This window comes from Streptomyces sp. WMMC500, from assembly GCF_027497195.1.
Taxonomy (GTDB): domain Bacteria; phylum Actinomycetota; class Actinomycetes; order Streptomycetales; family Streptomycetaceae; genus Streptomyces.
The window spans coordinates 74,510-93,250 of record NZ_CP114905.1; the positions used below are offsets into that span (position 1 = coordinate 74,510).

Consider the following 18,741-nt stretch of genomic DNA (forward strand, 5'->3'; position numbering starts at 1 on the left):
CCAGGTGGAGCGTAATCTGCGTGCGCTTCCGGGTCTTCACCAGGAGTGCCTGCACCAGGTGTCGCCGATGTCCAGGCGGATCAGCCCCACCAAGGTTTCCGGCAGCCGCACGCGGGACCATCTGGACATCTCGGCGCTCGACGCCCGTTACAACATTCTCGCCACTCTCGAGTCCTGGTCGGAAATCGTCGTGGAACAGCTCGGCATCACCGCGCCGGGCCGTTCCGTCCCGCAGTTGGCGCGGTTTCTGGCCCGGCATCTTCAGTGGCTGGCCGCCCAGCCTCCGGCCGCCGACTTCGCGGACGAGACGGAGAGCCTGGTCGCCGAGTTGCGCACCATCATCGACCCCGACTCCAGTTCCTCCCGCACGATCATCCGGCAGTGTGTCGTGGACGGCTGCGCCGGAACGATAAGCGCGTGGCCGAACGGCGCCGGGAACACGGCCAGAAGAAGCATCGAGTGCTCCGCGGGTCATTCCTGGGCGATGCACGAATGGCTGGCCCTGCGGCAGCTCATGGAGCGGCAGCGAAAGGATGTCAACGCATGACGAAACCGCCACGCCACAGGCTCGTCCCCACGAACGTGGCCGCGCTGGCCGTAGGGGTTTCCGAAGCGACCATCCGCAAGTGGGTCAGCCGGGGGAAGATCACCCGCTACGGTGCGCCGAACTGCCGCTCGCAGTTCGACATCGACGAGCTCACCCAGATCGCCCTGCAGCGCCGGACCGCCGCCCCCGCACCCGCGGGGCCCGGGCTCGCCGACCGCGCCGCCGGGGCCCGTGACCCCCTGCCCCGCTAGGCCCGCGCCGCGCCGCCGGCACCGCCCGGCAGCAGCGAGAAGGCCTGCGAGGTGACACCGCGTCATGCAGCCCGCCGCACAAGACCAGCCGCCGCCGGCGGCGTTACGGCCGCCGCCCGGGGGCCGGCCGCCGCGCCGGGCCCCGCTCCCCCCGACCCCGCGCTTCGCGCCGTACCGGCGCCAGGAGTCCACGTGCGAGCCCACCCACCCGGACGTGAGCCAGGTCACTTTGAGCCGCTCTTGGCGCGACGAAAAACCCGTGTCACTATTTACGCACATCTACCCTGCCCGAAAACGTGCGCGGGGTGGTGGATTGGTGCCGCATTCCCCGGGCCCGCCCGGGCTGCCCCGGCGCGAAGAGGCCCCCCGGGCGTCCGGCACCGCCTTCCTTCCGCATGCACCTGCACACCCCCGCACGGGGGCGTGCCGTGTGTGCCGGGCCCGCCGTGTGCGCCCCGGCGCCGGGCCCGGCGGGCGCAGCGCTTCGACCATCGCCTCTTTGCCGACGGGCCGTCAGATCCTTGCGGGCCGGCGCCTGTGCGCGGGGCCGGCCGCCCGCTTCATTCCTTCGTGGAAATCCGGACGATGCGATCTCACCGCAGAAACGACAAAGGGGAGCTGAGTGCGTTGACTCTACCGACCTCAGTGGAAGGGGTTTCGGGAAACCACCGGGCTCACTCCGTCGGCGTAGGTCGTGCGCATGCCAAGGCGATTTTGCTGGGTGAGCATGCGGTCGTTTACGGGGGTGCGGCGCTGGCCCTGCCGATTCCGCAGCTCACCGCGACGGCCAGCGCGGGGTGGTCGCCGGCCGAGGACGGCGAGGGGGAGCTGTCGTTCACCATGACCGGGTCCGCGTCGCGGGCGGTGGTCACGCAGGCCTCCGACGGGCTGCGGCACCTGACCGCCGCCTTCAAGGACCGCATGGGCATCCAGGGCGACCCGCATCTCGACGTGATCCTCGACGGCGCGATCCCGCCCGGCCGGGGACTGGGATCCAGCGCCGCGAACACCCGGGCGATCGTCCTGGCGCTGGCCGAGCTGTTCGGCCGCGAGCTCTCGGACGCCGCAGCGTTCGAACTGGTGCAGACGGCCGAGCACATGACGCACGGCCGGGCCAGCGGCGTCGACGCCATGACCGTGGGCGCCGCCGCCCCGCTGCTGTTCCAAAAGGGCCGGGCCCGTGAGCTGAGCATCGGCTGCGACGGGCTGTTCATCGTCGCGGACAGCGGCACCGCGGGCAGCACCAAGGAAGCCGTCGAACTGCTCCGGGAGGGATTCGAGCGCCGCGCCGGATCCCAGGAGAAGTTCCTGGCCCGCGCCGCGGAACTGACCGCCGCGGCCCGCCAGGCCCTGGCCGAGGGCCGGGCCGCGGACGTGGGCACGCAGATGACCGACTACCACGAACTGCTGCGTGCGGCCGGGCTCAGTACCGGCCTCATCGACACGATGGTCGCCGCCGCACTCGCGGCCGGCAGCCTCGGCGCGAAGATCACCGGCGGTGGTCTCGGCGGCTGCATGATCGCTTTGACCAGGCCCGAAGAGGCCAGCAAGGTCACCCGCCGTCTCCACGAGGCCGGTGCCGTGCACACCTGGGTCGTACCGCTGAGGAGGCGCACCGGTGATGTCTGAACAGCGGATGACCGTGGTCCGGCCCCAGGACCAGCACACCGGCACCGAAACCGGCACCGAAGCCCGCACCGGGGCCGGGGCCGGGGGGCAGGCGGGGGCCACCGCGGTGGCCCACCCGAACATCGCGCTGATCAAGTACTGGGGCAAGCGGGACGAGCACCTGGTCCTGCCCCGCACCGACAGCCTGTCGATGACCCTGGACATCTTCCCCACCACCACCCGCGTGCGGCTCGCACCCGGCGCCGGCAGCGACGTGGTGACACTCAACGGCGTGCCCGCCACCGGGGAGGCCGAACGGCGCATCGTCACCTTCCTCGACCTGGTGCGCCAGCGCGCCGGAGTGGCGCAGCGGGCCGTGGTGGAATCCGAGAACACCGTGCCCACCGGCGCGGGCCTGGCCTCGTCCGCCAGCGGCTTCGCCGCCCTGGCCGTCGCCGCCGCGGCCGCCTACGGACTCGGCGGCGACGCCCGGGCCCTGTCCCGGCTGGCCCGGCGCGGTTCCGGATCGGCCTCACGCTCGATCTTCGGCGGCTTCGCCGCCTGGCGCGCCGGCCGGCCCGCCGGCACCCCCGCCGAAGCCGACCTCAGCTCCTACGCCGAACCGGTACCCGTCGGCGACATCGACGCAGCACTGGTCATCGCGGTGGTCAACGCCGGCCCCAAGGACGTCTCCAGCCGCGCGGCGATGCGCCGCACCGTCGACACCTCCCCGCTGTACGAACCCTGGGCCGCCTCCAGCAAAGACGACCTCGCCGGCATGCGCGCCGCCCTCCTGCGCGGCGACCTGGCCGTCGTCGGCGAAATCGCCGAACGCAACGCGCTGGGCATGCACGCCACCATGCTCGCCGCACGGCCCGCGGTGCGCTACCTGTCGCCGGCGACCCTGACCGTCCTCGACCGCGTCCTGCAACTGCGCCGCGAAAACATACCCGCCTGGGCGACCATGGACGCCGGACCCAACGTCAAAGTCCTGTGCGCCCGCACCGACGCCCACCGGGTCGCCGACGCCGTACGCGAAGCCGCCGACGGCGGCGCCGTCCACATCGCCGGACCCGGCCCCGCCACCCGCCTGCTCCCCGAGGGCGGACGATGACCCCCCACCCGGCACCGGACCACACCCCCGGCGGAACCCCGAGCGGAACCGCAGGCGGGGTAGCGGACCGCACCCCGGGCCCGACTGCGGGCCCGGCTGCGGGCAGCCCCTCGGACGGGACTGCGGACGGCTCCGCGAACCCGGCTGCGGATGGGGCTGCGGGCGCGGCTGCGGGCAGTTCCCCGGGTGCGGCTGCGGATGGGGCTGCGGGCGGGACGGTGGTCCGGCGGGCACCGGGCAAGTTGTTCGTCGCAGGCGAGTACGCGGTGGTCACCCCCGGCGTCCCGGCAATCCTCGTGGCGGTCGACCGGGACATCACGGTCACCGTGTCCGGCTCGGCCACCGCCGGCGTCGACATCTCCTCCGACCTCCTCACCGGCACGGTGCACTGGCACTGGACCGGCACCCGACTCCACCCCGACGACCGCCCCGACCACCAGCCCGACGGCCAGCCCGACGGCCAGCCCGACGGCCAGCCCGGCGGGCAGCCCGACGGGCAGCCCGGCGGCCAGTCCGGGGGGCAGCGGGCCCGTAGCTCGCTGGCGCACGTGGTCTCGGCCGTCGAGACCGTCGGCGAACTCCTGGCCGAACACGGCCGGCCGCTACCCGCGATGACCGTGTCGGTCAGCAGCCGCCTGCACGAAGACGGCCGCAAGTACGGCCTGGGCTCCAGCGGCGCGGTGACCGTCGCGGCCGTGGACGCCGTCGCCGCCTTCTGCGGCCTGCCCCTGCCGGCCCCCGACCTCTTCCGGCTGGCCCTGCTCGCCAGCGCCCGCCTCGATACGAAAGGCTCCGGCGGCGACCTGGCCGCCAGTACCTGGGGCGGCTGGATCACCTACCAGGCACCCGACCGGGCCTTCGTCCTCGACCTCGCCCGCCGCCGGGGCATCGCACACACACTGCGCACCGACTGGCCCGGCTTCGCCGTACGCCGGCTACCGCCACCGGCCGGCCTGCGCCTGGAAGTCGGCTGGACCAAAACCCCCGCCTCCACCGCATCCCTGGTAGCCGGCCTGCACCGACGCACCTGGCGCGACAGCACCACCTACGAAGCCTTCGTCAAAACCGCCACCGCCCTCGTCCACGCCGCCACCGACGCACTCGACACCGGCGACGCACCAGCCCTGCTCCACCAGATCCGCACCGCCCGCCAGGAACTCACCCGCCTGGACAACGAAGTCGGCCTGGGCATCTTCACCCCCGAACTCACCACCCTGTGCGACACCGCCGAAGCCGCCGGCGGCGCCGCCAAACCCTCCGGAGCCGGCGGCGGCGACTGCGGCATCGCCCTCCTGGACACCCACACCCCCCACACCACCACCCACCTCCGACAGCAATGGACCACCGCCGGAATCCTCCCCCTCCCACTGGCACCCGCCGCCGAAAGAACCAACAGCACCGACAGCACCGGCAGCACCGGCAGCACCGAACGGGCCGACAGGGCCGAGGGCGACCAGACATGAGCGGTCAGCGCAAGGACGACGTCCGGCCCGCCACGAAACAGCACCGGACACACAGCCACCTCAACCAGACCCACCAGACCGACCGGTCCGACCAGTTGGACCAGTTGGACCAGTTGGACCAGTTGGACGGGGTGGCATTCGTCCGTGCCCCGGCCGGCACCGGCCGCCCCGGCGTGCCGCCGGCCGCACCGCTGAGCGGCACCGACCGGCCCTGCATCAACGCGATGACCGGCGCCGGCACCACGACCGGTGAGATCAACCGGGACCTGGCCACCACCGCCCACCAGACCCGGGCGCCCACCGCCGGGAACGCCGGTCAACGCCTGCCGCACCGCCTGCTCGTACCCGGGCACCGTCCGGGACCCCGCACACCCGCAACCCCGACACCCGCAGCACCCCGACACCCGCAGCACCCGCAGCACCCGCAGCATTCTGACGCCTGCAGCGCTCTGACGCCTGCAGCACCTGCAGCACCTTCGGCAGCTTCGACAAGTTCGACAGCTTCGACAAGTTCGACAGTTTGACGCCTTCGACGAGATGACGGGAAGCACACGATGACCGACGCACACGCGATAGCCGGGGTCCCGATGAAGTGGGTGGGCCCCCTGCGCATCTCGGGGAACGTCGCCCACACCGAGACCCACGTGCCCCTGGCCACCTACGAATCGCCGCTGTGGCCCTCGGTGGGCCGGGGCGCGAAGGTCTCCATGCTCGCCGAGCAGGGCATCGTCGCCACCCTCGTCGACGAGCGGATGACCCGCTCGGTGCTCGTCGAAGCAACCGACGCACTCACCGCCCACACCGCCGCGCAGGCCATCGACACGCGCATCGACGAACTGCGCGAGGTGGTACGCGGCTGCAGCCGGTACGCCCAGCTCATCGGCATCCGCCACGAGATCACGGCGAATCTGCTGTTCATCCGCTTCGAGTTCAGCACCGGCGACGCCTCCGGCCACAACATGGCCACCCTCGCCTCCGACGCCCTGCTGGGCCACCTCCTCAAGACCATCCCCGGCATCTCCTACGGATCGATCTCCGGGAACTACTGCACCGACAAGAAGGCCACCGCGATCAACGGGATCCTCGGCCGCGGGAAGAACGTCGTCACCGAACTGCTCATCCCCCAGCAGGTCGTCACCGACGTCCTGCACACCACCGCCGCGAAAGTCGTCGAGCTCAACATCCGCAAGAACCTCCTGGGCACCCTCCTGGCCGGCGGTATCCGCTCGGCCAACGCCCACTACGCGAACATGCTCCTCGGCTTCTACCTGGCCACCGGCCAGGACGCGGCCAACATCGTCGAAGGCTCCCAAGGCGTCACGATGGCCGAAGACCGCGACGGCGACCTGTACTTCTCCTGCACCCTGCCCAACCTGATCGTCGGCACCGTCGGCAACGGCAAGGGCCTGGGCTTCGTGGAGACGAACCTGACCCGCCTGGGCTGCCGCGCCGACGGCGAACCCGGCACCAACGCACGCAGGCTCGCCGTCATCGCCGCGGCCACCGTGCTGTGCGGGGAACTGTCCCTGCTCGCAGCCCAGACCAACCCCGGCGAACTCATGCGCGCACACCTCCAGCTCGAACGCGACCACACGACCGCAAAGGTTGGTGCCTAGGCATGTCCCACCACCTCGGAATCCACGACCTGTCGTTCGCGACCACCGAGTTCGTCCTGCCCCACACCGCACTCGCCGACCACAACGGCACCGACATCGGCAAATACCACACCGGTATCGGCCAGGAATCCATGAGCATCCCCGCCGCCGACGAAGACATCGTCACCATGGCCGCCACCGCCGCCGCCCCCCTGATCGCCCGCCACGGCAGCGACCGCATCCGCACCGTCGTCTTCGCCACCGAATCATCCATCGACCAGGCCAAAGCAGCCGGCGTCTACGTCCACTCCCTCCTCCAACTCCCCTCCGCCACCCGCGTCGTCGAACTCAAACAAGCCTGCTACGGCGCCACCGCCGCCCTCCAGTTCGCCCTCGGCCTCATCCGCCGCGACCCCACCCAACACGTCCTCGTCATCGCCAGCGACGTCTCCAAATACGACGCCGACAGCCCCGGCGAAGCAACCCAAGGCGCCGCAGCCGTCGCCATGCTCGTCACCGCCAACCCCGCCCTGCTCACCATCCACGACCCCTCCGGCCTCTACACCGCCGACGTCATGGACTTCTGGCGACCCAACTACCGCGACACCGCCCTCGTCGACGGACAAGAATCCATCAACGCCTACCTCCAAGCCGTCGAAGGCACCTGGAAGGACTACACCGAACAAGGCGGCCACACCCTCGACGACTTCACTGCCTTCTGCTACCACCAGCCATTCACAAAAATGGCCTACAAAGCACACCGCCACCTACTCAACTACAACGACCGCGACACCGACCACCACACCATCACCCAAGCCATCGGCCCCACCACCACCTACAACAACGTCATCGGCAACAGCTACACCGCCTCCGTCTACCTCGGCCTCGCCGCACTCCTCGACCACACACCCGACCTCACCAACCAACCCATCGGCCTCTTCAGCTACGGCTCCGGCAGCGTCGCCGAATTCTTCGCCGCCACCCCCACCCCCGACTACCACAACCACCTCCACACCACCACCAACCAACACACCATCACCCGCCGCACCACCATCGACTACCCCACCTACCTCCAACTCCACGAAAACACCCTCCCCACCGACGGCACCCACCACACCACCCCCACCCAAACCACCGGCCCCTACCGACTAGCCGGAATCAACAACCACAAACGCATCTACGAAACCCGCTAAACCCCACCCACAAAACCCGCCCACAAACCCGCCCACAAACCCGGCCGGCAAGCAGAACAGACAACACACAAACCAGACCGGCACGCACCAGCCGGACCGGCGTGCGCACCAGCCCACACGAACCGACGGCCAGGCAACACACCAGCCACACCAACAGGCCGACGACCACCAGGCCGACGGGCAGACGGGCAGACGGGGCCGGCAGGCAGACGGGCGACACCAGCCAGACCGCACGGGCCGCCAGGCCGACGGGCGGGCAACACCAGCCAGACCGCACCAGCCGGACCGGCGCACACACCAGGCCACACACAAGGCCGGACCAGCGCCAGGCCAGGCCACGCACCGACCGGACCCAGACCGGGCCGCAGCGCGCGACGGGACGGAAAACGCACCAGCCAGCCAGACCGGCACACAAAGCCGGGCCGGCGCACGAACCGCACCACGCACCACGCACCACGCACCACGCACCACGCACCACGCACCAGTCAGGCCACGCACAGACCGGACCCAGACCGGGGCCGCGGGGCAGGGCGGGGCGCGACGGGACGGGACGCAAAACGCACCACCCAACCGGCGCACCAGCCGGAGCACGCACACGCCAGAGCGCACCAGTCGGCCGCGCACCGCCCAGACCGGGCAGGCGCGCGAGCCACCCCACGCACCACGCAGGCCACGCAGGCCACGCACCGGGCACCGGGCACCAGCCCGGCCGCGCAAGGACCAGGCCGGCGCGCGAGCCGAACCACGCACGGGGCCAGGCCGGCATACGAGGCCGGGCCGGCCGACGGGCCAGGCCACGCACCAACCGGACCGGCACACCAGCCGGACCACGCACCAGCAAGACCGCGCACAAGGCCAAGCCGCACACGCACCGGACCGCGCGCGGGCCGGGCCGCTCAGGGACAGGCCGCGCACCACCCAGGCCGTGCACGGGCCCGGCCGCTCACCGGCCAGGCCGAGCCGGCCGGACGGGCGCGGGGCGGGACTGGGCGGGGCAGGGAACAGACAGTCATCCGAGACCACTCGAGGGGAGGGCACGCATGACCGACATCGGGCCCATCGATATCGACGCCGACGTGCCGGACCGGATCAGCCCCAGCATCGACGTCAGAATCCTCGGCACCGGCGCCTACGTGCCCGACCGGATCGTCACCAACGACGAAGTCGGCGCACCCGCCGGCGTCGACGACGACTGGATCACCCGCAAAACCGCCATCCGTGAACGCCGCTGGGCCGCCCCCGACCAAGCCACCTCCGACCTGGCCACCACCGCAGCACGCGCCGCCATGCAAGCAGCAGGCATCACCGCCGAACAACTCTCCGTCATCGCCGTCGCCACCTCCACCCCCGACCGCCCCCAACCCCCCACCGCCGCCTACGTCCAACGCAACCTCGGCGCATCCGGCACCGCCGCATTCGACGTCAACGCCGTCTGCTCCGGCACCGTCTTCGCCCTCTCCGCCGTCGGCAGCGCCATCCTCCGACGCGGCGGCTACGCCCTCGTCGTCGGCGCCGACATATACTCACGCATCCTCAACCCCACCGACCGCAAAACAGTCGTCCTCTTCGGCGACGGCGCCGGCGCCATGGTCCTGGGCACCACCCGCCACGGCCCCCTCCTCCGCCACGTCGCACTCCACACCTTCGGCGACCTCTCCCACCTCATCGAAGTCCCCGCAGGCGGCAGCCGACACCCCCACAACCACGACACCCTCGACAACAACCTCCAATACTTCACCATGGACGGCCGAGAAGTACGCCGCTTCGTCGTCGAACAACTCCCCCAACTCATCAAAGAATTCCTCCACGAAGCCGGCGTCGAACCCGCCGACATCAGCCACATCATCCCCCACCAAGCCAACGGCGTCATGCTCGACTCCATGATCGAAGACCTCGCCATGCCCCGCGCCACCATGCACCGCACCCTCACCCACTACGGCAACACCGGAGCCGCCTCCATCCCCATCACCCTCGACACCGCCGCCCGCCAAAACACCCTCCACCCCGGCCAACTCATCCTCCTCGCCGGCTTCGGCGGCGGCATGGCCACCAGCTTCGCCCTCATCGAATGGAACTAACCCCACCCCACACCCCCCACCACCACACCCCCCACAACGAACCCGGAAAACACCCCGAACACACCACCGACCGGATTCAGAAAACCACCGGCAAAAACCCCTCCCCAAACAACACCGACACCAACCCACAACACCAACCCACACACCCAAGAAAACGCCGAACAGACCCACAGCAGCAGCAAAACCGGCGCCACGACACGACCGGGAAAACACCGGAACCACCGGGAAACACCGGCACGGCAGCAGAACTCCCTTCGTGCAGGCGTTCTTAAGGGCTACCGAACCACACCCACACCCACACCCACACCCACACCCAGACCCAGAACCCACCGCCGGGCACAGGCGGCGAAAACCAGCAGGACCCACCCGCCACCCCCACCACCGGCCCCCCGGGGGAACACGACCTCCACGGCGCCGAGGACATCACAGACCCAGGCGCCGAACCACGCCGACACCGGACCACACAACAACAGTCCACCAGCACGGCTGCCACCCACAGCCCGACCGAACAGGGACCTCAAACAGCAGAACACGGAGCGCACCGGACTACAGCAGCACCGCCAGGAACCAGAACCCAAGAACCAGGAACCAGGAACCAGGCGTCAGGAACCAGACGTCAAGGAGGGCCGAGGGCCAGACGTCAAGGGGCCAGGCCGAGGGCCAGGCGTCAGGGCCCGGGCCCGGAGCCCGAGAGCCGGGCGCCGGGTGTCAGGGGCCCGGAGGGGACAGTGCGGGCACAGCAGGCGCAGCAACACCACCCAGGAGCACCCCGGGGCAGCACAACAGCCACACCCCCCGGGGGGAGGGTGGAAGCCGCAGACGACACACCCGACACACCACCGACAGCCAACGCACACAACAAGCCCACGCCCCACCCCCCGCACCGCCTCACCGATGAAGCCGGCCCGCCGAACCACGACCTCATCCACCACCACACCAATGCCCCACCTGCCCACCGCCTTCCCCTGACCCGGCGACACCGACCACGACCAGGCACGGACAGGCGACGACACATCCAGCCCCGCGAACCATGCCGGTCAGCGCATCCACCCCCACAGGCGGGTAAAGGCCAGGGTGGGTGACCGCGGTGCTCGGCACGCGTTGCCGTTCGTGGTGCCGGCGTCTCCTCGTCACGGGAGGTTTCCCCGGTCGCCCCGCGGCCCCCGGGGGCAGGTCGGGACAGGGTAGGGCCGGTTTCGCGGGCATGACCCTCCCGCGCCTGCGCGGCGGAGCCGACACCCGTGGACGAGTGGGGCTTGAAGGCGTGACGGCCGGTAGCCGGTAGCCGGAGCGTGCCGGCATCCGCAGCAGGAGGGGTTTGCGTTGGATCCCGGAGGGTTGGAAGTCGTGTGTCCTTGGTGGGGGCGCGGGTAACACTTGGCGTCATGACTGATAATGGTGATGCTCTACGGTCCGGCTGGGATCGGACCCGCGGCCACCTGGATGCTGCCCGGGTCTGTCTCACGTCTGTGCCGGGCATTGATCTCTCGGCGGCGTTGGAGTTCCTGGAGCACAATGAGCTGGGGCTTGCTTTTGATTGTCTGGTCGGTCTGGGTGATGGTCATGATCTGCCTCTGGGTTTTTGGCGGCACTTGGACCGGGCGGCTCGTGAGATGCAGCTCTACAGCGATGCGCTGCACAGGCCCCACCTGACAGCTGCCGACCTCTGCCGACGTCGCCTCGCCGCGGCCTCCGAGCAGGAATGATCCGCCAGCCCGGGCCTTCCGGTCAGCGCACCGGCCGTCCGGGGTTCACGGCCGCCTCGGCGGCCACACACCCCGATGAGCTGGGTAGGGCTGGGTAGGGCTGGACTGGTGGCGGTGTTCCGTCACCAGCCGGAGCGCCACGCACGACCCACACCCAAACACCATCAGCGACTCCGGCACCACAAAGCCCCCACCCGCCAACCACCCCGGACACCGAGACCACAAAACCCGGACCCCAGCCCCGCCACACACCCCCGACCACGCTCGTCAACGAGACCGGCACCGACTCCCACCGGCTCGCGCACACCCAGCAGACCGAGACCGGCTTCGTTCACTTTGAGGGACGGCGTTTGTCGATCAGTTTCAGCAGCAGTCGGTGATCTTCACCGCTGCGGTTGCTCACGAGATAGGACGGCACCCCGCCCCGCGCACCGGCATGGCGTGGCTCAGCGCGGCGCGTCCATCAGGGTGGTGACATAGGCATCCAGCCGCTCCTCCACGGCTCGCGTCGTCAGGTCCTCCCTGCCTGCCTTGCGCCATGCCTGCGCCACCAACTGCACGTCTTGTGAGAACGCCAGCCCGTCCCGCACCCGCCAGTACAGCCGCTCGCTCGCGTCCGCGGCCAGCACCCCACCCGCCTCCTCATACGCCTGGGCGAACCGCAGACCCCAGGCCGGGCCGTGCAGCAGCGCAAGGTTGGTGCAACAGCGCGCTACGTCGAGATCCGCCGGGCCCCAGGAGGACTGGGCCCAGTCGATGACGCCGGTGATCCGGGCGTTGGCCGGCCTTGCGCGCGGTACGTCGAACAGCACGTTGCCGGGGTGGAAGTCCCGGTGCAAAAACCGCCCCTCATAGGGCGGCGCGGGCTTGCGGATCAGGCCGATCGCCGCGGCCCATACCGCCGCGTCGGCGCCCTCCGGGACGACGACGGTGTCGGCGGTCGTCCACGCCTCGTAAGCCCGGGGCCGCTCGGCGGGTCGCAGTGCGTGGATCGCCACGAGTTGACGGGCCAGCAGCGGAATACGCCTGTCCACCTTCTCGTCGGTGAGGACCATCCGACCCGCCAGATGTGTCATCAGGAGCGACGGATACTCGCAATGCACGGCGGCCGGATCAACCGCGACCAGCGCCGGAGCCGCCACCCCCGTCCCCGTCAGCAGGGCCAGGGCGCCGGCCTCCCTGTTCAGCCAGTCCTCGGCGTGCTCCACGAAGAACGGGTCGACGAAGGCCCGCAGCACCAGGTCACGGGAGCCGCCATCCCGTGTGCTGATGGTCAGCCGCCGCATTACGGCAGTGGCGCCGCCGTGCAGAGCCGCGATTCCGACGATCCGTTCACCAGCCGCCAGGTGACGGCTCACCCAAGCCACCGTCAGGGGCCGGACAGTCACCGCCTCCTCGTGATGGACCACCGTGCCACCCCATCATCTGGACCGCGGCACCCACACCTGCATTCAGCGGCACGACCCACACCTTCCTCCCCGACCTACTCGATATCAGATGGTCAAGCACTCACTGGCTGTTCTCTATCCGCTCGGGTGGTCGGTGATGTTCGAACAGGGGCCTGGTGCGGGTGAGTTTGCCGGTGGGGGTGCATGGAAGAAGGGCCTCTTGGTAGCTCGCGGATGTCGAGTCCAGCGAGGAGCAAGAGGCCCTGTTGTCGAAGTGTCGCGTGGTCACGGTTGTCGGGTCCAGTTGGTCCACTCCTGGGTGTGACTGTCTCGCCCACAGGTTCGGGAATGCGGCCGACCGGCCGGGTCGCCGGCCGCGGTACGGCTCGGACATGAGCGATGCCGAGTGGGCTCTGGTGCGGGATCTGCTGCCGGTTCCCGGGTGGCTGGCGGGCCGGGGCGGGCGGCCGGAGGGCTACTGTCACCGACAGATGCTCGACGCGATCCGCTACCTCGTCGACAACGGCATCAAGTGGCGGGCGATGCCGTCGGACTTCCCGCCCTGGCCTCGGGTCTACGCCTTCTTCGCCCGCTGGCGGGATGGGGGACTCGTGGCCGAGTTGCACGACCGGCTGCGTGAGGCTGCCCGCGAGGCCGAGGGACGTGAACGTGAGCCCAGTGCGGGGGTCATCGACTCGCAGTCGGTGAAGGCGGACGCCACCGTCGCTCTCACCTCTCGCGGCTTCGACGCCGGGAAGAAGGTCAACGGGCGCAAGCGGCACCTGCTCACCGACACGCTCGGGCTACTGCTGGCGGTGCTGGTCACGCCTGCGTCGACCACCGACCGGGACGCCGCCCGCGTTCTGCTGCCGGCGGCCCAGGACCGCTTCGGGCGGCTGGCACGGGTCTGGGCCGACGGCGGCTACACCGGCCACCTCGTCGACTGGAGTGCAACACAGCTCGGCATCGCACTCGACATCGTCCGCCGCAGCGACACCGCCCGCGGCTTTAAGGCCCTGCCCCGCCGCTGGGTCGTGGAACGGTCGTTCGCCTGGTGCCTGCGCAGCCGGCGTCTGGTCCGTGACTACGAGCGGCGCACCGACACCAGCGAAGCCGTCATTCTGTGGTCGATGTCCATGCTCACGAGCCGCCGCCTGGCCGCCCGGCACCAGGGTCCTGCTCCGATGCGGGCAGCGTGAATCTGCCCGCCTTCTTCTCGACCAGCCAGCCTCGTTCCACCAGCCGCTTCAGCCGTGCTCTGGCTCCCTCGACACGGGAGGCCGACGCGCTGTCCCAGCCCAGCACCACCGCCGCCCGCCGGGCACCGAGCCCGTCGTCTCCCGCATCGGCCGCAGCAGCCATCAACGCCTGATAGTCCGGCGACAACTCCTCCACTTCACTCGCCTGTCGCCGGTGAGGCACCGCCCGGCGTGGACCGACCGGCTTCCTCCGCGACCCCTCACCGACCACGTCGGCAGGCACGTCCTCCTCAGCCAGCGCCTCCAGATACTGCTCCAGGCCGATCACCCGGCACCAGTGCACCTCTTCCGCCTCCGCCAGAGCCGCCCGCACCCGTTCCAACTCGGCTTCGAGCTGCTTCACCTCCGCGGCCGCGGCCTTCCGCCGCGTTTCCAAAACCGCCCGCATCGACGGCATCCGCCACCTCCACGACATCTCACCCGGCAACGAGCCGAGACTCCCGCAGCAGCAGCTACTTCATGCCTGACCAGCAAAGACCTCACACGAGGTTCGGAAAGAGAACGACCTCTCAGGTGCTGTCAAAAACTCGTGAACACCGCCACCCAGCAAACCAGGCGCCTCCCAAACCCCCACCCACCCGCCCGCCCCCACACACAGCCAGTCAACCGTCACCACTGGAAACCCCCCACCCAACCCCACTCGTCCACGGGTGTCGGCTCCGCCGCGCAGGCGCGGGAGGGTCATGCCCGCGAAACCGGCCCCACCCTGTCCCGACCTGCCCCCGGGGGCCGCGGGGCGACCGGGGAAACCTCCCGTGACGAGGAGACGCCGGCACCACGAACGGCAACGCCTGCCGAACACCGCAGCCACCCACCATGCACGACCCACACCCAGACACCATCAGCGACTCCGGCACCAAAAAGCCCCCACCCGCCGACCACCCTGGACACCGAGACCACAAAACCCGGACCCCAGGCCCCCCCGACCACGCTCGTCAACCAGCTCGCCGAGACCGCCGACGAACCCCAGCCCACCAAAACAACCGCCCACCACGACCGCGTCGATCCTTCTACATCAACGACCCGGGCTACACGCAACTCGACCAGCGCGGCGCCCCACTCCTCATCCAGGTTCTGACAGAGCATGAGGAAAGCCGCCCGTGGCCATCACCTCGAACAAACCGTTCACGAGGCCGCACCCACACACCCACCGACACCCAACCCCGCACGGCCATCCCCGACCAGCCGACCCACGGCGCCAACCTCATCCAGACACACGCGCACCAGACACGGCGGGATCAGCCATCACCGCCGGAAACCCGCCCACCGGCCACCGACCCCGGCCACACCTCACGCGCAAGCCGACGCTCCCCCTCCGACAACGGAACACCCACACACAACCGCTCCGGATGACCCACCGGCAACCCACCCCCCACACCCGCCACACCCCGACCACCACCGCCAACGCCACCGCGGCCGCGGTCCGGCACCCTCTCACACCCCGGCGCCAAAGCAAACTCATACACCAACGGCCCCACAAACAACGACCCGAAACCCACCAACGCCCGCCACACCGACCCCACCACCCCACTCACACCCCACCAACCACCAACCAAGCACCGCCGGCCAACCAACCGCCAACCAACCGCCGACCAGCCCGCCCCAGCACAACCAGCCACCACGGCCGACAACCCCGAATCAACCCGCCACCCGCCCACCGACCGGTCCACCAACCCACCAGCCCACCAGCTCCCACCAGGCCGCCAACCGCCAACCAGCCAGCCCCACCGGCCATCGACCAACCAAGCCCCGGACCAGACCCCGATCCCACCAGCCCACCGGCCCCGCCTCCACCGGCCACCGATCCCACCGGCCACCGATCCCACCCGACCCGAACCCACCGGCTCCCGGCCCCGGTTCCAACGGCCACCAACTCCACCCCCACCAGCCCCCGGACCCCCAGCCGCCGAACAGCCAGCCCGGCCCCCGGACCGGCCAAGTCCCACCGGACCCCGATCCCACCAGCCCACCGAACCCCAGGGGGGCCACACCCGCAGGGGCCACAAGGCCACCAGCCCCGATTCCCCGACCGGCCGGCCCCGATCCCACCGGGCCACCGGCCAACGAGGCACCGCGCCACCCACCCCGGCCTGCCAGCCCCTGTCCCACCAAGCCCTCAACGAGCCACCAGCCCCAGTTCCACCGGACCACCGGGCCGCCCGGCCCACCCGGGCCCCACCGGGCCACCGGGCCACCGGGCCACCGGGCCACCGGGCCACCGGGCCACCGGGCCACCGGGCCACCGGGCCACCGGGCCACCGGGCCACCGGGCCACCGGGCCACCGGGCCACCGGGCCACCGGGCCACCGGGCCACCGGGCCACCGGCTACGCCGCGTACCGGTCGAACGTCGAACCACGCCGCGGACCCGCCACCACATCCAACTCCGGATCCACCGCCAACATCGCCTGATGCAAACGCTGCAACGGCGGCGACGGCTCCACACCCAACTCCTCAATCAACCGCGCCCGCAACCGCCGATACACATCCAACGCCGACGCCTGCCGACCCGACCGATACAACGACAACATCGCCTGCGCATGCAAACCCTCATGCTGCGGATGCCGCGCAATCAAATCAGCCAACTCCGCAATCAACTCCCCATGACGACCAAGCCGCAAATCCGCATCAATCCGCCGCTCCACCGTCACCAAACGCGACTCCTCCAACCGCATCACCTCAATCTCCATCACCGGCCCCAACCGAACATCCACCAACGCCGGCCCCTGCCACAAACCCAAAGCCTGCCGAAAACACCGCGCCGCCCGCTCATCCTCCCCCCGCTCAAAAGCCTCCTGACCCTCCCCCACCAACCGCTCATACGCAAACACATCCACCGACTCCCGCGGCACCTGCAACACATAACCACCATGCCGCGTAGCCAACACACCCTTCGCCCGCTCCGACCCCCCAGCCCCCAACGCACCACCCAAACAACGCCGCAACTGCATAATATAAGTCTGCAACGTCGTCATCGCACTCGGCGGCAACTCAGCCCGCCACACCTCCTCCATCAACATCGACACCGGCAAAACCCGCCCCGGATACAAAGCCAACAACGCAAACACCTGCCGCGGCTTACCCGCCGACGGAACAACCGACCCCCCATTCACCACACCACACAACGGACCCAAAACCCGAATCTCCACAACACCCTCCAACCACACACCCACACAAACCCAACAACCCGAACAAACCACACACACCCACAGCCAACAACCACACAGCATCCACAACCCCACTTGGCCACCACACACCAACGACTTGGCGCCCACTTGGCGACCACCACACCACCCCCCCGACCAGCCACCTCAAGCCCTGCTCCGCGCGGCAGACGCCGACGCTGCCACCCGCTGGAGGGTCTCTGGAGGCAGGTGCAGCCGGGCCTCGCGCCGCCGCTTCGCGGGCCGGCTTCCGCGTCGTCTGCGGAGCGAATCCTCCGCCCGCACCCCGTACGAACGGCATGCCGACAACGGCGCCGAAGACGGACGAAACCGTCACCCGCCTTCGCGGGGTCGAATAACTGCGGACCGGTGCCCAGCCACGACAACCGAGCGGGTTCTCCCTCTCGAATTCCGCCATGGGAGCGTCATCGCGAGAGCGTGATTACTCACCTCTCGCCGTACGTACCGTTTTGCCGCCCGCCCACCCGCTTCGATACGCTCCTGCGAAATGCACCTGCGGAAGAGCCCATGACCGACACGATCAGCAGTGCCGCCAACCCCCTCGCGAAGCGCGTGAGGCTGCTGGCGAGCCGTAAACAGCGGCGGCGTGAGGGTGCGTTCGTCGTCGAAGGGCTGCAGCCGGTGTGGTCTGCCGTCGAGGCGGGCTGGGAGGTCGAGACGCTTCTCGTCGCTCCCGGTCTGCTGACGCATCAGCCGGCGCTGCGCATGGTCGAGGAGCAGGAGCGGTCGGGCGTCGCCGTGGCGCGGTTCGGCGCGGATCTGTTCCAGCGTCTCGTCGACCGTGACGGGCCCAGCGGTATCGCCGCCATCCTGCGCGGCCGGTCCGGTGGGCTGGACACCCTGAGCGTGCGGCCCGGGGCGGTCTTCGTCGCCCTGCACCGCATCGCCAATCCGGGCAATCTCGGCACGATCATCCGTACGGTGGACGCCGTCGGCGGGGCCGGTGTGATCCTCGTCGGGGACACGGTGGATCCCTATGCCCCCGCGGCGGTCAAGGCGAGCATGGGGTCGCTCTTCGCCGTCGATGTCGTGCACACCCCCGACGCCGGGGAGTTCTTCTCCTGGGCCGCCGAGCACGGGGTCGCGGTGCTGGCCACGTCGGGTTCCGCGGACGAGGACCACTGGAGTGCCGCGTACGACCCGCCGCTCGCCTTCCTGCTCGGCAGCGAACGGGAGGGTCTGCCGGAGGACCTGCTGGCTCAGGCGTCCCGGCGCGTGCGCATTCCCATGGTGGGCACGGTCGACTCGCTGAACATCGGGGTCGCCGCGTCGATCATGTTGTACGAGGCCCGGAGGTACCGCGAGCAGCGGACCGGCGCTCGCTGAGAGTACGCGGGATCCGGGCCACGGTGCCG

Annotated in this window: 14 protein-coding genes; 11 read left to right on the top strand and 3 right to left on the bottom strand. The window is 70.1% G+C overall.

Annotation, left to right across the window (positions count from 1 at the left end):
• The first annotated feature begins 67 nt into the window (after positions 1 to 67).
• The 9 genes from O7599_RS00330 to O7599_RS00370 all read left to right on the top strand — a co-directional run bounded on the left by O7599_RS00330 (position 68) and on the right by O7599_RS00370 (position 11,555).
• The gene (locus O7599_RS00330; RefSeq protein ID WP_281620012.1) at positions 68 to 547 is read left to right on the top strand and encodes a hypothetical protein; all 480 of its coding nucleotides are present in this window, start codon (positions 68 to 70) and stop codon (positions 545 to 547) included.
• Positions 544 to 798: a hypothetical protein gene (locus O7599_RS00335; RefSeq protein ID WP_281620013.1), complete on the top strand. Its 255-nt coding sequence runs from the start codon at positions 544 to 546 to the stop codon at positions 796 to 798. Before O7599_RS00330 ends, O7599_RS00335 begins: the two co-directional genes overlap by 4 nt.
• Before the next feature lie 585 nt (positions 799 to 1,383).
• The gene (gene mvk, locus O7599_RS00340; protein ID WP_281623664.1) at positions 1,384 to 2,427 is read left to right on the top strand and encodes a mevalonate kinase; all 1,044 of its coding nucleotides are present in this window, start codon (positions 1,384 to 1,386) and stop codon (positions 2,425 to 2,427) included.
• Complete coding sequence (gene mvaD / locus O7599_RS00345; protein WP_281620014.1) at positions 2,420 to 3,520, top strand: diphosphomevalonate decarboxylase; 1,101 nt, start codon at positions 2,420 to 2,422, stop codon at positions 3,518 to 3,520. The genes mvk and mvaD overlap by 8 nt, the downstream gene beginning before the upstream one ends.
• A gap of 218 nt (positions 3,521 to 3,738) precedes the next feature.
• Positions 3,739 to 4,983 (top strand): phosphomevalonate kinase, encoded by a 1,245-nt coding sequence (locus O7599_RS00350; RefSeq protein ID WP_281620015.1) that lies wholly within the window; start codon positions 3,739 to 3,741, stop codon positions 4,981 to 4,983.
• A gap of 554 nt (positions 4,984 to 5,537) precedes the next feature.
• On the top strand, positions 5,538 to 6,599 hold the full coding sequence (locus O7599_RS00355) for a hydroxymethylglutaryl-CoA reductase (protein WP_281620016.1): 1,062 nt from the start codon (positions 5,538 to 5,540) through the stop codon (positions 6,597 to 6,599).
• Positions 6,600 to 6,601: 2 nt separating this feature from the next.
• Positions 6,602 to 7,771: a hydroxymethylglutaryl-CoA synthase gene (locus O7599_RS00360; RefSeq protein ID WP_281619955.1), complete on the top strand. Its 1,170-nt coding sequence runs from the start codon at positions 6,602 to 6,604 to the stop codon at positions 7,769 to 7,771.
• A gap of 1,040 nt (positions 7,772 to 8,811) precedes the next feature.
• The gene (locus O7599_RS00365) at positions 8,812 to 9,849 is read left to right on the top strand and encodes a ketoacyl-ACP synthase III (protein ID WP_281619954.1); all 1,038 of its coding nucleotides are present in this window, start codon (positions 8,812 to 8,814) and stop codon (positions 9,847 to 9,849) included.
• A 1,385-nt stretch (positions 9,850 to 11,234) separates the two neighbouring features.
• Positions 11,235 to 11,555 carry a MafI family immunity protein gene (locus tag O7599_RS00370; RefSeq protein ID WP_281619953.1) on the top strand — a complete coding sequence of 107 codons (321 nt, stop codon included), beginning with the start codon at positions 11,235 to 11,237 and terminating at the stop codon, positions 11,553 to 11,555.
• 446 nt (positions 11,556 to 12,001) lie between these two features.
• Here O7599_RS00370 and O7599_RS00375 read toward each other — a convergent pair whose 3' ends face one another.
• The gene (locus O7599_RS00375; protein ID WP_281619952.1) at positions 12,002 to 12,913 is read right to left on the bottom strand and encodes an aminoglycoside phosphotransferase family protein; all 912 of its coding nucleotides are present in this window, start codon (positions 12,911 to 12,913) and stop codon (positions 12,002 to 12,004) included.
• Positions 12,914 to 13,335: 422 nt separating this feature from the next.
• Between O7599_RS00375 and O7599_RS00380 the strand changes: the two genes are divergently transcribed.
• A complete protein-coding gene (locus O7599_RS00380; RefSeq protein ID WP_281619951.1) occupies positions 13,336 to 14,142 on the top strand; it encodes an IS5 family transposase in 807 nt (268 codons plus the stop codon).
• On the opposite strand, the gene O7599_RS00385 is transcribed toward O7599_RS00380, so the two are convergent.
• Together O7599_RS00385 and O7599_RS00390 are read right to left on the bottom strand one after the other, a co-directional pair.
• Positions 14,084 to 14,590, bottom strand: coding sequence for a hypothetical protein (locus tag O7599_RS00385; protein WP_281623316.1), 507 nt, complete (start codon positions 14,588 to 14,590; stop codon positions 14,084 to 14,086). The two genes, O7599_RS00380 and O7599_RS00385, sit on opposite strands and share 59 nt — an antisense overlap.
• Before the next feature lie 1,938 nt (positions 14,591 to 16,528).
• The gene (locus O7599_RS00390; RefSeq protein WP_281619950.1) at positions 16,529 to 17,350 is read right to left on the bottom strand and encodes an AfsR/SARP family transcriptional regulator; all 822 of its coding nucleotides are present in this window, start codon (positions 17,348 to 17,350) and stop codon (positions 16,529 to 16,531) included.
• Between the two features lie 543 nt (positions 17,351 to 17,893).
• On the opposite strand from O7599_RS00390, the gene O7599_RS00395 reads away from it, so the two are divergent.
• Positions 17,894 to 18,712: an RNA methyltransferase gene (locus tag O7599_RS00395; RefSeq protein ID WP_281620017.1), complete on the top strand. Its 819-nt coding sequence runs from the start codon at positions 17,894 to 17,896 to the stop codon at positions 18,710 to 18,712.
• Positions 18,713 to 18,741 lie beyond the last annotated feature (29 nt).